The sequence below is a fragment of the Caulobacter sp. GW821-FHT11A05 genome (genome assembly GCF_058809015.1).
Window position 1 is genome coordinate 128,724 of record NZ_JBXASF010000001.1, and the last position, 13,220, is coordinate 141,943.

Below are 13,220 nucleotides of genomic sequence, written 5' to 3' on the forward strand. Positions count from 1 at the left end.
CCGAGGAGGAGGACCCTCATGTTCAAGACCACGCTTGGCGCCCTGACCGTCGTCCTGGCCCTGTCGATGGCGGCCCCTTCAATGGCGGCCCCGAAAGCCGCGCCGGCTCCGGCCAGCGCCGAGCAGAAGGCCGCCTTCGAGAAGGACAGGGCCTCCATCCTGGCCATGGCCGGCGACTACCGCGTCGTCTTCGACTTCCGCGAGACCGTCGCCTTCACCCCCGGCTACGAGCTGCTTGAGCCCAAGCGCAGCGGCGGCTTCGAGTCGGTGCGGGTGATCGAGGACACCGGTGCGAAGATCAGCCTGCAGCACCTTCTGGTCATCACCATGCCGGAGAGCGAGGACAGCGACAAAGACAAGACCGTCGTCATCAAGCACTGGCGCCAGGACTGGGTCTATGAGCCGGCCAAGGTGCTGACCTACGACAAGGCCGGCCGCTGGGTGCTGAGCGAGATCGCCGCCGACAAGCGCAAGGGCGCCTGGTCGCAAACCGTCTGGCAGACCGACGACTCCCCCCGCTACGGCGGCGTCGGCAAATGGGCCTACGCCGACGGCGTCAGCCGCTGGATGAGCGAGGAGACCCGCCGCCCGCTGGCCCGCCGCGACGCGGTGCGCAAGCCGGTCTACGGCTGGTACGTCGGCACCAACCGCCATGCGTTGACGCCGACCGGCTGGGTGCATGAGCAGGACAACGCCAAGGTGGGCTTCAAGGACGGCGCGCCCGTGACCTTCGTCCATGAGGTGGTGCTCAACACCTACCGCAAGGAAAGCGCCTACAACATCAAGGCCGCCGACGACTATTGGGCGGCGACCAGGGACTACTGGGCCCAGGTCCGCGCCGACTGGGACAGCGCCATCGTCCGGGGCGGCGGCGTCACCGTCGCCGAGGAGCCCGAGAACGGCTCGGTCACCGGCCCGCGTCTGATGGGCCTGGCCGACGAGATCGCCCTTGGCAAGATCGACACGGCGGCGGCAAAGGCCGAGGCGCGAAAGGTCATCGCCGAGAAGGCGGGCCCGGCGACGACGGCGGTGGCGGCGAAGTAGGAGAGGGTAGCGAGCGTGGGGACTGGTTCGCCGCGCACGCAGCCGAACCCTCGTGATTCCGGCGCCTGGAGCGGCGTACCTGTCCCCGATCAGCGCCGATCGGGGACAGGAACGCCGCTCCGACCGCTTCGCGCCATCTTCGCCGCTCCTGCGCGGCGATCCAGTCCCCGCTACCTCAACGTCACCGCCCGCTTCGGCGGCGCCTCGTTCGCGGTGTTCATGATGAAGCCGATGATGATGGCGATGGCTTCGTAGAGCTCCTCGGGGATTTCGCTTTCCAGCTCGATGGTCGACAGGGCCTCGGCCAGGGGCGCGTTGACCTCCAGGGGCACGCCGTGCTCGCGGGCGGTGTCGATGATCCGCTGGCCCACCTCGCCGCGCCCGACCGCGACCACGCGCGGGGCCCGGGGCGCCTCATAGGTGAGGGCCACGGCCAGGGGGCTTTTGGAAGGGACCCTCACAGGGTCTGGTCCATCAGGCCGCCGGGCGGCGGCGGCGGCCGGCGGGGCGCGCCGGGGTGGAAGACGACATCGGCCGGCAGGGCTCCGGCCAGTTCGCTGCCCCTGCCGCGCAGGCGCTCCAGGCTGTCCTCGCGCTCGGCCCAGATGGTCACCGCCGCCCGCTCGCCCCCGGCCCCGAGCAGCACATGCACAGGCCCCAGCGGTTCGAGGTCGATCGAGAACCGCACCCGCCAGGTCCGGCTGACGTCGCCATCGGTCGAGGTGTGGGCGTCCTGGTCGATCTCGAACTGGGCGATGGCGGTCCCCTGGGGGGTGGCGACCGGCAGCTCGAACATCCAGGCGGCGGCGTTGCTCTCCGGCAGGGAGGCCAGCTGGTGCAGAACCTGGCGGGCGATGGCCTGCTCCGTGTCGCCGCCCAGCCGCTGGGCGATGACCGCCATGTCGGCGTCCCAGGGCAGGGCGGTGGCGGCCGGGGGCTGGCCGCTCAGGGCGGCGTCACGGGTCGGCGGCGGCGTGGTCGCCGGCCGTGCGTGGAGGGGCGCGCCGGGCTGGGCCTCGGCCAGGATGCGCCTCAGGGTCAGGAGGGCGGCCTTCAGGTCCGGCGGCGGCGGCTCTTCCGGCAGCCCCGCCGGCGGGGCCGGACCCGGGGGCGCCGCCAGGTGGGCCTCCAGGAACAGACCCGATTGGGCGACCGCCTGGCGAACGGTCTGCGCCGTCATCGGGGCGGTGGCGGGCAGCTGCAGCGACAGGACCTGGGCGATGGCGGCCCGAAGCTCGGGGGGCGCCTTGGGGGAGCTCAGGGCGCGCGAGAGATCGGCGAACAGCGGCGCCAGCCCGGCCTGGCGGCCGGCCGCGTCGGCCCGGGCGGCGGCGACCGCCTGTTGCAGAGCGTTGGGCGGCGGCCGCGGCGGGCCGTCGGGCTGCGGCGCGGCTTCCGGGGCGTCGAAGAGCGCCGCGACATGGGCCGCCTCGACGGCGCTGACCGCCTGCACGCGCGCCGCCGCGACCACCGGCGAGACGGGGACGACACTCATCGCGGGCTCGGGGACAGCCGGGACATGGCGCCAGCCTAGCGGGGCCGGGTGAAGCGGCGCTTAAGGCGTCAAACCTCCGACGCCTCGTCCCAGCCAGCCTCGAACGGATAGCGCTCGGCCCAGAAGGCCGTCAGCCGCGGATCGGCGTCCACCCGCCTGACCACCGCCGCCATCTTCGGGGCCCTGTCGTAGAAGACCTGCCGCCGCGGCCGGAACCGGCTGACCACCGTCACATAGAGGTCCAGCACGGTCAGCCTGTCGCCGAGGAGGTAGCGGCCGGGCGTGACCTGGGCGTCCATCATCGCCCAGCAGTCGGCGATCCGCTGCGTCGACCGCCGCAGCAGGTAGTCCTGCGCCTCCGGCGTCTTCGCCAGCCGGCTGGGATCGTCGCGCAGCCAGTAGTGGGCATAGATCGACGCCGACACAAAGCTCATCCAGCGCAGGAAGGCGGGGCGCTTCGGGTCATCGAGCCCCGGCGCCAGGCCGCTCTGCGGATGGCTGTCGGCCAGCCAGATGAGGATGGCGCTGCTCTCGGTCATGGTCTCGCCGGACGGCAGGACGAGAGCGGGAATTTGCCGCATCGGATTGACCCGGGCGATCCTCGCCTGGACCGTGTCGTCCCGCTCCCAGGCGGGCGCCTCGACCACGGAAAAGGGCAAGCTCAGCAGGGTTAGGGCCGCCTCGACGGGCACGCTGCCCGATCCCGCAGCGCCGTAAACGGTGTAGGCGGCAGACATGGTTATCCCCAGGGCATGCACAACATCTTGAGGGGGTGCGTTAACTCGCCGCTAGATGTTGTCGTGTGGACTGTTATCGTGCGTTCCGCACTTCGCTTCGTCCTTCGATTCCGCCTGCCAGGAAAGCCAACTCGCCGTGACTGTTCGCAAAGCGTCCACCCTGCCCGGCCTGCTCACCCCGTCGGGGGCCTACAAGCCGTTCCGTTATCCCTGGGCCTACGACTTCTGGAAGAAGCAGCAGCAGGTCCACTGGATGCCCGAAGAGGTGCCGCTGGGCGAGGACTGCAAGGACTGGGCGGCCAACCTCAACGACAAGGAGCGCAATCTGCTGACGCAGATCTTCCGCTTCTTCACCCAGTCGGACATCGAGGTCGCCGACAACTACATGGAAAAATACGGCCGGGTGTTCAAGCCGACCGAAGTGAAGATGATGCTCTCCAGCTTCGCCAACATGGAGACCATCCACATCGCCGCCTACGCCCTGCTGCTCGAGACCATCGGCATGCCGGAGAGCGAGTTCGGCGCCTTCATGGAATACGAGGCCATGCGGGCCAAGCATGACTTCATGCAGAAGTTCGGTGTCGATTCGAACGCCGACATCGCCCGGACGCTGGCCATGTTCGGCGGCTTCACCGAGGGGCTGCAGCTGTTCGCCAGCTTCGCCATGCTGATGAACTTCCCGCGCTTCAACAAGATGAAGGGCATGGGCCAGATCGTCAGCTGGTCGGTGCGCGACGAGAGCCTGCACTGCGAAGGCATCATCAAGCTGTACCACGCCTTCAACGCCGAGACCGGCGCGGTGACCAAGGCCGTCGCCGACGACATCGTCGACTGCTGCAAGACCGTGGTCAGCCTGGAAGACCGTTTCATCGACCTGGCCTTCGAGGCCGGCGAGGTGCAGGGCATGACGCCTGAGGACATCAAGGCCTACATCCGCTTCATCGCCGACTGGCGCCTGCGCCAGCTGAAGCTGCCGGAGATCTACGGCATCAAGGAAAACCCGCTGCCCTGGCTGCAGTCGATGCTCAGCGGCGTCGAACACGCCAACTTCTTCGAGGCCCGCTCGACCGAGTATTCGAAGGCGGCGACCAAGGGCCAATGGCACGGCAATGACGGCGTCTGGGGCCAGTTCGACAACCTGATGGCCAAGCGCAACGAGAACCTGCTTCCGGCTGAATAGCGGGAAGCCTCCCTCCCCTTTATGGGGAGGGACAGCGAGGCGAAGCCTCGCAGGGTGGGGAAGTCGGGTGACAAAGCGCCGCCGTTCGGGGATGTGTCCGACATCCCCACCCGGCGCTTCGCGCCACCCTCCCCATAAAGGGGAGGGAGGACGACCGAGATGACCACCACCTACGAAACCCTGCTCCTCGACACCCCCGCGCCCCACATCCTGCGGGTGACGTTCAACCGCCCCGACGTCCGCAACGCCCTCAACACCCAGATGGCGCGCGACGTCCTCGCTCTGTTCCAGGGGCTGATCCTCGACCCCGCCGACCACCGCTGCGTCATCCTCACCGGCGCCGGCGAGCAGGCCTTCTGCGCCGGCGGCGACCTGAAGGAGCGCAACGGCATGACCGATGCGGCCTGGACGGCGCAGCATGTCCTGTTCGAGCAGGCCTTCTACGCCCTGATGGACTGCCCGATCCCGGTCATCGCCGCCGTCAACGGCTCGGCCTTCGGCGGCGGCGCCGAGTTCGCGCTTGCCTGCGACTTCATCCACGCCGCTGACACCGCCCGCTTCGCCCTCACCGAGACCCGCCTGGGCATCATCCCGGGCTGTGGCGGCACCCAGAACCTGCCCCGCGCCGTCGGCGTCCGCCGGGCCAAGGAGCTGATCCTCACCGGCCGGCCGTTCAGCGCCGCGGAGGCCCACGATTGGGGCATGGTCAATGAAGTCTGGCCGGCCGAGGCCCTGATGGGCGGGGTCCTGGAGGTCGCCGCCGCCATCGCCGCCGGCGGCCCCATCGCCGTGCGCCAGGCCAAGCGGGCGATGACCCTCGGCATCGAAACCGACCTCAAAACCGGCCTGGCGATCGAGGTCGAGGCCTACAACCGCACCATCCCCACCACCGACCGTCGCGAGGGCGTCGCCGCCTTCAACGAGAAACGCCCGGCGCGTTTCACCGGCGCCTGAAAAAACCCGCTCCAGGGGACGAACGCGGTTCACAAACCGTTAACACCTCGCCTCAAATCGAGTTAGGTTCCCTGCGGGTTAGTATAGGGGAGTTGGGGTTATGGGCGCGATTTACGGCGATATCGGCGACAATCTCATTGTCGGCCAGGCCACCGACGACAAGATTTTCGGCTATGGCGGCGCCGACGAGATCTACGGCGCAGACGGCGCCGACTACATCGTCGGCGGCGACGGCGACGACTACCTGGCCGGCGAGGGCGGTGACGACACCCTGCTCGGCGGCGACGGCAACGACACCCTGGTCTCCTGCGGCTGCGGCATCGACAAGCTGGACGGCGGGGCGGGAGACGACATCGTCGTGCTCCTGGACGGCGCGCCCAGCCTGGTGAAGGGCGGCAACGGCCTCGACACCCTGATCATCGGCGGCCTGGTCACCCTGTCCAGCTTCGGGGCCGCCAACGGTTTCGAGCGGATCAGCTCGGCGGGCATCATCGAAGGCACCTCGGGCGCCAACACCCTCGATTTCAGCAGCGTCGTTCCCTATCAGACAGCCAATTTCGGGGTCTTCGTCGATGGCCTCGAGGGCGACGACCGCATCACCGGCACCGGCCGTGACGATCTGCTCCTCGGCGGCGACGGCCTCGACCGGATCAACGGCGGCGCGGGCCTGGACCAGCTGGCCGGCGATGCCGGCGACGACGTCATCCACGGCGGCGACGATTCCGACCTGATCGACGGCGACGACGGGGCTGACAAGCTGTACGGCGACGCCGGCAACGACGACATCGACGGCGGCGACGGCAACGACTCGGTCGATGGCGGCGACGGCTCCGACTTCCTCTACGGCTGGCTCGGCGACGACACCCTGATCGGCGGCCTCGGCAACGACAAGCTGTACGGCGAGGACGGCGCGGACGTGCTGGTCGCCGGCGGCGGCGCTGACGTCCTCGATGGCGGGGCGGGCGACGACTACATCGTCGGCGGCGACGAGAACGACACCGTCTTCGGCGGCGACGGCGCCGACTTCGTCGACGGGGCCGGCGGCAATGACACCGTCAAGGGCGGAGCGGGGGCCGACTACATCTATGGCCGGGCCGGCAACGACATCATCAACGGCGAGGCCGGCGACGACTTCCTGATCGGCGGAACCGGCAAGGACAGCATGACCGGCGGCAACGGGGCCGACCACTTCGTCTTCTACGCCGGCGACCTGGTCGCCGACGTCAACAACACCGACGTGGTCAGCGACTTCAAGGCCACCCAGGGCGACCGCCTGGACTTCTCGAACATCGACGCCAACACCACGCTCGCCGGTGACCAGGCCTTCACCGTGGTCGGCGCCTTCACCACGGGCGGGCAGGTGATTCGCACTTTCGATGGCGGAATCAACCGGACGGTTTTCAGATTCCACACCGATAACGACGGCGTCGTCGATTTCTCGCTTGTGGCGAATGGAAATGTCACCTCAGGTTGGATTCTGTAGGCTCGTGTACTGGTCGCACTAGCGACTCAGGGGCGAGTGAGGCACGACTGAATGCTTGGGGGGCTGCGTTGCCGGCACACCGCTCCCAAACTCATGCCGGCGCGTTGAGGCAGCGCCGAATGGCGCGCCGTTGGGGTTGGAAACATCATGGCGAACTATTTCGGCGACGCGACTGACAACACCCTCACCGGCGGCGCCGGCGACGACAAGATTCTCGGGTATGACGGCAACGACATCCTCGACGGTCTGGGTGGCAACGACATCATCCAGGGCGGTAACGGCGACGACGTCATCGACGGCGGCATCGGAACCAACCGCCTGACCGGCGGCGACGGCAACGACACCATCGTCTCGGGCGGCATCGACGAGATCGACGCCGGCGCCGGCAACGACTACGTACGGCTGGTCGGCGGCGACCTGATCACCCGCCTCTCCGGTGGGGCCGGAACCGACACCCTGGTGCTCGAGAGCAATGTCACGATCGACTACTTCGCGGCCGGCAACAGCTTCGAAGTCTTCGAATACGTCTCCGGCTCGATCAGCGGCAACGCCGGGGCCAATGTGCTGGACTTCAGCGGCCTGACCTCGATCTACGCGGCCGGCCTGATGCTGGACGGCATGGCCGGTGACGACCGCATCACCGGCACGCACCGCAACGACACCATCGTCGGCGGTCTGGGCGTCGACCGCCTCTACGGCGGAGCCGGGCTCGATACGATCAACGGCGGGACCGAGGGTGACTACCTCTACGGCGGCGACGACGCCGACACCCTGAACGGCGACGACGGGGCCGACCGCCTGTACGGCGACGGGGGCAACGACACCATCAACGGCGGGGCCGACAACGACACCATCGATGGCGGCACGGGCAGCGACACCATCTACGGCGGTCTCGGCGCCGACAGCGTCCAGGGCGGCCTCGGCAACGACAAGCTCTACGGCGAGGACGGCAACGACACCCTGGTGGCCGGCGGCGGCGCCGACGTGCTCGACGGCGGCGCGGGTGACGACTACGTCATCGGCGGCGACGAGAACGACACCGTCTATGGCGGCGACGACAACGACACCGTCGACGGGGCCGGCGGCGCGGACACCGTCAAGGGCGGCAACGGCAGCGACTACATCTACGGCCGGGCCGGCAACGACATCATCAACGGCGAGGCCGGCAACGACTACCTGGTCGGCGGCGCGGGCAAGGACACCCTGACCGGCGGCTCCGGCGCCGACAACTTCGTCTTCTACAGCAGCGACCTGGTGGCCGACGTCAACAACACCGACGTGGTCACCGACTTCAAGTCCTCCCAGGCCGACGTGCTGGACTTCTCCAACATCGACGCCGACACCGGCACAGCCGGCAACCAGGCCTTCACCCTGGTCGGGGCCTTCACCGCCGTCGCCGGCCAGATGACCCGCACCTACGACGGCGGCGTCAACAAGACCATCTTCCGCTTCGACGTGAACGGCGATGGCACGCACGACCTGGCGCTGGTCGCCAACGGCGTGGTGACCAGCGGCTGGCTGCTCTAGCCCCGCCAACCGGCTAAGAACGTCAAAGGGCGGGACCCGCGAAGGTCCCGCCCTTTCTCGTCGCCCCCGCGCGTTGGCTACAGAAGCCAGTCGCCGCTTTCGCCGGTGACGTCGCCGTTGATCTTCACCTGGTAGTCGACCCGGGCGTCGCCGTTGACATCCAGCCGCACGGTGGTGATCCCGCCGGCGAAGGTCAGGGTCATCTGGCCGGTGTTCTCCGGATGGGCGGCGTCATACTTGCTGAAGGCGCCGACCAGGCGGAAGGCCTGGTCACCATCCAGGCGGGTGTTGGCGTCGATGTAGAGCAGGTTGAGGATGTCGCCCTCGGCGGCGCTGAAGTCGTAGATCTGGTCGGTCTCCAGCACCGCGCCGCCGACGCTCTCCTGGAAGACGAAGAAGGTGTCGGCCCCGATGCCGCCGCGCAACAGGTCGTTGCCGGCGCCGCCCGAGATGCGGTCGTCGCCATCGCCGCCGTTGAGCGTGTCCACGCCGCCGTTGCCGCTCAGCGTATTGGCGCCTGCATTGCCCTGCAGGTTGTTGGCGCCGCTGTTGCCGTCGGCGTTCAGATCGGCCGCTCCCTGCAGCTGCACCGCCTCAACGTTGTCGACCAGCAAGTCGATGCTGACCGTGCTGCGGATGATGTCGTAGCCTCGGTCGGCCGACTCAACGGGGCGGTCAAGGCCGGTATCGACGATGTAGACGTCGTTCCCCGCGCCCCCGTGCATGGTGTCCGCGCCGACTCCACCATCAAGATAGTCATTGTCGGCCTCGCCCCGCAGGGTGTCGTTGGCGTCGCCGCCATACAGGTAATCGGCGCCGTCGCCGCCATACAGACCGTCGACCCCCGCCTCGCCGTAGGCCTTGTCGGCGTCCGCTCCGCCGTACAGGAAATCCATGTCGGCCCCGCCGAACAGACTGTCGTTGCCGGCGTCGCCGTACAGGATGTCCCGTCCGGCCTGGCCGTAGACCGTGTCGTTACCAACGCCCGCGTGGATCACATTATCCCCGGCCGTCCCCTGCAGCAGATCCTTGTCGTCGACGCCGCTGACCGTGAAGGTCGCCGTGCCGGTCTCGCCGCCCAGCAGGGTGTAGGTCAGCACATACTGCAGGCTGGTGTTGCTGGCGCCGGAGCCGGCGGCGCCCAGGTTCTGGGCGTTGCGGCCCGGATCGATGGTCACCGAGCCGTCGCCCAGAATGGTCACCTGCGTGCCGTCGGCCAGGGTGGTGATGTCGTCGATGGTGAGCGACTGGCCGTCGATCTGGGCAGAGGCGATGCCCAGCGGGTTGTCGACGTCGCTGTCGTTGCTGAGCAGGTTGACGACGAGGGGCCCGTCGGCGGCTCCCGAGGGCGTCTCGTTGGTGACGGTGGCGGCGTCATCGACGCCATCGACGTTGACGTCGATCGACGGCGTGTTGGGCTCCAGCAGGTGCAGATCGACCGAACCGTCACTGTGGCCGACCACCACGTCAATGTCGCCGTCGTTGTCGATGTCGGCGAACACCGGCTGGAAGCCGAGGCCGAAGTTGCCGACGTATTCACTGCCCGCCCGCCGCTCGAAAACCGCGGCGCTCGCCGTGCCGGTGTTTTCGAAGAAATGGGCCGAGCCCTCGCCGTTTCCGGAGATGAAGTCGAGATCGCCGTCGCCGTCGACGTCGGCGAAGCTGACCGAGCCCGAGCCGCCGTAGGATTGGAAGCCGTCCAGCGGGTTGGCCGCGCCGGTCTGCTGGGTGAAGCCGCCGCCGGCGTCGCCGGTGAAGTAGTCGAACCGGCCGCCGCCGCGGGCGATGAGGATGTCGACGAAGCCGTCGCCGTTCAGGTCGGCGAAGCCCGGCGAGGCGCCGCCGTAGACGTCGATGCCGGCGAAGGGATTATCGACGCCAGTCTGCTCGGTGAAGGTCTCGGCGGCGTCGCCGAGGAACAGCTGCATCGTGCCGTCGTACTTGCCGACGATCAGGTCGAGGAAGCCGTCGCCGTCGTAGTCGAACAGGCTGACGCCGGCGGCGTTGTTGATAGCGCCGGTGATCGACAGGCTGGCGTCGTCGTTCTGGAAGTCGGGTGCGTTTTCGGTCCCGACGTTGCGTAGCAGATGGAATCCGTCGCCGTAGACCGAGACGATGGCGTCCAGGTCGCCGTCGTTGTCGATATCGCCCAGGGCGACATGAGCTGTGGCGCCGAAGTTGACGCCGTGGAAGGGGTCGTTGGCCCCGATCTGCGGGAACAGGGCGACACCGTCGCTGGCCAGCTCGCCGGCGCCGTCGAACAGCGACAGGCGGATCTGGCGGTAGTAGGCCGGATCGTCGCCGGCCGACTGGAACTGCAGCGACTCGATCACCGCCTCGACACCCGCGTTGGTGGCGTTGGCGTTGAAGCGGACGAGGAACTCACCGTCCGGGCCGACCATCCAGTCGCCGATCACCTGGCCGCCATGGATGATGTTGAAGACATCCAGGCTGATCTGGCCGCCGTCCAGCAGGCTGATGAGATCGCCCGGCGCCATGCCGGTGACGACCAGCAGGCCGAAGTCCCAGTTCTGTTCGGCGTCGGCGACGCTGACATCGCTGTCGATCAGCGTCGGGCCGTCACCCTCGGTGACGACGAGTTCGGATTCGAGATTGGCCAGAACCGGCATGTGGACCCCCCAGGCTGCGCCGGGGTCGATATGCACAGGCTGAGCGCAAATCCCCCGAATTGAGTAGGGGGCCAGATTTCATCGCCAGGTTCGCGGGGCAAGGTTTTGACCCGAGAATTGGCGGCTCCAATTTTCTTAGCGACGCGCGGCGACGCTCGGCTGGTGCGCGGCCAGGAAGGCGCGGACGACCTCCGGCACATAGGTCTCGGACGGGTGCAGCGGCGGGGCCTGGTCGCCCTGCAGCATGGAGATGGTCAAGGTGACGTGCTCGATCATCCCCTCGAACATCCGCGCCGCCACCGAGACCTCGGCGATGGTCAGCAGGCCCTGGTCGGCAAAGCGTGTCAGCATGCGCTGCAGAACCCCGCCCAGCAGCCGGTGGGCGCTTTTGTAGAGCACCATCCCCAGCTCCGGCCTGTGGGCCGTCTCGGCGCTGACGGCGCGGTAGATGCCGCGCACCGTCGGGTCGGCCATGAAGCGGAAGTAGACCCGGCCAAAGGCGGTCAGGGCCCTGGCCACATCCTCGCCCGCCGTCCGCTCGACAGCGTCGAACAGCCCGTCATAGCTGGCCAGCGTCTCGGCGACGACCGCCTCGAACAATCGCTCCTTGGTGTCGAAGTAGGCATAGACGGTGGCGTTGGCGACGCGGGCGCTCCGCGCCACCTGCTCCATCGTCGTCCGCGTGAAGCCCTTGCCGGCGAAGGCCGCTTGCGCGGCCCGAAGGACCTTGTCACGGCGCTGGTCGTGGAGTTCGGGACGCATGCACTACAAACGCGGACTGAAGGGAAAGGGGGGCTAGTGCTCCCGGCCGGTCTTCCAGAAGGTCTGGAACAGCGGTTCGGTCAGGTATTGCAGGGCGTTGCGTTTGCGCAGCGGCACCACGACCTCGACCGGAAGGCCGGGGCCGATGCCGGTGCGGGCGCCGCGGACCTTGCGGATCTTGGTCATCTCGGCTTCCGGCACCGAAATCTCGGCGCGGAAGAACTGCTGGCCTGACTTGTCGTCGGTGAAGCTGTCGGCCGAGATCTTGGTCAGCACCCCGTGCAGGATCGGCAGGCTGCGGTCGTGCAGGGCGGTGAAGCGGATCTGGGTCGTCTGGCCGATCTTCAGGTCGTCGGCGTCGTTGGGATTGACCATGGCCTGGATGACCAGGGCCTTGTCGCCGGGGACCACCTCCATCAGCACCTGGCCGGGCGAGACGACGCCGCCGACGGTGAAGGTGGTCAGGCCGACGACCTTGCCCGACGCCGGGGCGCGGACGATGGCGCGGGCCAGCTGGTCGCGGGTGGCCTGAAGCTTGGGCTGCAGCTCGTCGAGCTGGACCTGCACGTCGCGCAGCTGGCCCGAAACCTCCTCGACCACCTGGCGGTCAAGCGAGATCGACTGCAGCCTGGCCTCGCCGATGGCTTCCCGCGAGCGGGCGATCTGGGCGACCAGGGCGCCCTCTTCGCCGACCAGCTGGGCCTGGTTGCGTTCCAGGGCGCGGACGCGGTTGACCGGGGCGTAGCCCTGGTCGGCCAGCGACTTCATGCCGGCGGTCTCCTCGCCGATCAGCCGCTGCTGCTCGCGGTTGGCGACCAGCTGGCGCTCGGAGCCGGCGATCTGTTCGTTGAGTTGCAGGATGCGCGCCTGCAGCACCCCCTTCTGGGTGGCGATCGACTGCGACCGCGCCTGGAACTGCAGCTGCTGCAGGTTCATCACGTCGGTGGCGATGTACCGGTCTTCGGGGCTGAGGTTCACGAACTCGGGCGGATAGACGATCGAGGCATGGCCGTCGCGCTCGGCCACCAGCCGGGCCCGCTGGGCCAGCAGGGTCAGCACCTGGCCGGTCAGGCCGCGTTCGTTGGCGCGGATCTCGCCGGCCCCGATCTCGACCAGCACCTGGCCCTTGGTCACCGTGGCGCCCTCGACCACATGCACCGCCGTCACCGTGCCGCCGTCGCGGTGCTGCACCGCCTGGCGGTTGCCCGACACCGCCACCACGCCCGACGCATAGGCCCCGGCGTCCAGCGGCGTCATCGCCGCCCAACCGAGGAAGCCGACGAAGAAGGCGGCGGCGATGCCGACCCCGATCATGATCTCGCGGCGGGGATTGTCGTTGACCTTCACGGCCGCGACGGTTTCGGTTTGCGGCGGGGTCGAACCCGGGGCGACGTCGAGGGCCATGGTC

The 13,220-nt window shown here is 68.5% G+C and carries 11 protein-coding genes; 5 read left to right on the forward strand and 6 right to left on the reverse strand.

What is annotated here, in order from left to right; all coding sequences use genetic code 11:
• The first annotated feature begins 18 nt into the window (after positions 1 to 18).
• Positions 19 to 1,044, forward strand: a complete 1,026-nt coding sequence (locus AC1RSK_RS00625; RefSeq protein WP_492904582.1) for a DUF6607 family protein — start codon at positions 19 to 21, stop codon at positions 1,042 to 1,044.
• Positions 1,045 to 1,214: 170 nt separating this feature from the next.
• Here the strand turns inward: AC1RSK_RS00625 and AC1RSK_RS00630 are convergent, their stop codons facing one another.
• The 3 genes from AC1RSK_RS00630 to AC1RSK_RS00640 all read right to left on the reverse strand — a co-directional run bounded on the left by AC1RSK_RS00630 (position 1,215) and on the right by AC1RSK_RS00640 (position 3,276).
• Positions 1,215 to 1,475: an EscU/YscU/HrcU family type III secretion system export apparatus switch protein gene (locus AC1RSK_RS00630; protein WP_492904584.1), complete on the reverse strand. Its 261-nt coding sequence runs from the start codon at positions 1,473 to 1,475 to the stop codon at positions 1,215 to 1,217.
• 26 nt (positions 1,476 to 1,501) lie between these two features.
• Entirely contained in the window at positions 1,502 to 2,539 is a 1,038-nt protein-coding gene (fliK, locus tag AC1RSK_RS00635; RefSeq protein ID WP_492904585.1) for a flagellar hook-length control protein FliK, read from the reverse strand.
• A gap of 68 nt (positions 2,540 to 2,607) precedes the next feature.
• A complete protein-coding gene (locus AC1RSK_RS00640; protein WP_492904587.1) occupies positions 2,608 to 3,276 on the reverse strand; it encodes a glutathione S-transferase family protein in 669 nt (222 codons plus the stop codon).
• 136 nt (positions 3,277 to 3,412) lie between these two features.
• On the opposite strand from AC1RSK_RS00640, the gene AC1RSK_RS00645 reads away from it, so the two are divergent.
• From AC1RSK_RS00645 to AC1RSK_RS00660, 4 genes are all read left to right on the forward strand, one after another.
• Entirely contained in the window at positions 3,413 to 4,456 is a 1,044-nt protein-coding gene (locus AC1RSK_RS00645) for a ribonucleotide-diphosphate reductase subunit beta (protein ID WP_492904588.1), read from the forward strand.
• Positions 4,457 to 4,615: 159 nt separating this feature from the next.
• Positions 4,616 to 5,410 (forward strand): enoyl-CoA hydratase-related protein, encoded by a 795-nt coding sequence (locus tag AC1RSK_RS00650; RefSeq protein WP_492904590.1) that lies wholly within the window; start codon positions 4,616 to 4,618, stop codon positions 5,408 to 5,410.
• A 100-nt stretch (positions 5,411 to 5,510) separates the two neighbouring features.
• The gene (locus AC1RSK_RS00655; RefSeq protein ID WP_492904591.1) at positions 5,511 to 6,893 is read left to right on the forward strand and encodes a calcium-binding protein; all 1,383 of its coding nucleotides are present in this window, start codon (positions 5,511 to 5,513) and stop codon (positions 6,891 to 6,893) included.
• A gap of 147 nt (positions 6,894 to 7,040) precedes the next feature.
• The gene (locus AC1RSK_RS00660; protein ID WP_492904593.1) at positions 7,041 to 8,420 is read left to right on the forward strand and encodes a calcium-binding protein; all 1,380 of its coding nucleotides are present in this window, start codon (positions 7,041 to 7,043) and stop codon (positions 8,418 to 8,420) included.
• 77 nt (positions 8,421 to 8,497) lie between these two features.
• On the opposite strand, the gene AC1RSK_RS00665 is transcribed toward AC1RSK_RS00660, so the two are convergent.
• The 3 genes from AC1RSK_RS00665 to AC1RSK_RS00675 form a co-directional block, all read right to left on the reverse strand.
• Positions 8,498 to 11,050, reverse strand: a complete 2,553-nt coding sequence (locus AC1RSK_RS00665; protein WP_492904594.1) for an FG-GAP-like repeat-containing protein — start codon at positions 11,048 to 11,050, stop codon at positions 8,498 to 8,500.
• A gap of 135 nt (positions 11,051 to 11,185) precedes the next feature.
• Entirely contained in the window at positions 11,186 to 11,812 is a 627-nt protein-coding gene (locus AC1RSK_RS00670; protein ID WP_492904596.1) for a TetR/AcrR family transcriptional regulator, read from the reverse strand.
• Positions 11,813 to 11,845: 33 nt separating this feature from the next.
• A complete protein-coding gene (locus tag AC1RSK_RS00675; protein WP_492904598.1) occupies positions 11,846 to 13,216 on the reverse strand; it encodes an HlyD family type I secretion periplasmic adaptor subunit in 1,371 nt (456 codons plus the stop codon).
• Positions 13,217 to 13,220: the final 4 nt, after the last annotated feature.

Coding starts and splice junctions, on each gene's coding strand:
- AC1RSK_RS00665 (WP_492904594.1), bottom strand. CDS start 11,050: ATGCCGGTTCTGGCCAATCTCGAATCCGAACTCGTCGTCACCGAGGGT.
- AC1RSK_RS00650 (WP_492904590.1), top strand. CDS start 4,616: ATGACCACCACCTACGAAACCCTGCTCCTCGACACCCCCGCGCCCCAC.
- AC1RSK_RS00625 (WP_492904582.1), top strand. CDS start 19: ATGTTCAAGACCACGCTTGGCGCCCTGACCGTCGTCCTGGCCCTGTCG.
- AC1RSK_RS00670 (WP_492904596.1), bottom strand. CDS start 11,812: ATGCGTCCCGAACTCCACGACCAGCGCCGTGACAAGGTCCTTCGGGCC.
- AC1RSK_RS00640 (WP_492904587.1), bottom strand. CDS start 3,276: ATGTCTGCCGCCTACACCGTTTACGGCGCTGCGGGATCGGGCAGCGTG.
- AC1RSK_RS00655 (WP_492904591.1), top strand. CDS start 5,511: ATGGGCGCGATTTACGGCGATATCGGCGACAATCTCATTGTCGGCCAG.
- AC1RSK_RS00675 (WP_492904598.1), bottom strand. CDS start 13,216: ATGGCCCTCGACGTCGCCCCGGGTTCGACCCCGCCGCAAACCGAAACC.
- AC1RSK_RS00660 (WP_492904593.1), top strand. CDS start 7,041: ATGGCGAACTATTTCGGCGACGCGACTGACAACACCCTCACCGGCGGC.
- fliK (WP_492904585.1), bottom strand. CDS start 2,539: ATGAGTGTCGTCCCCGTCTCGCCGGTGGTCGCGGCGGCGCGCGTGCAG.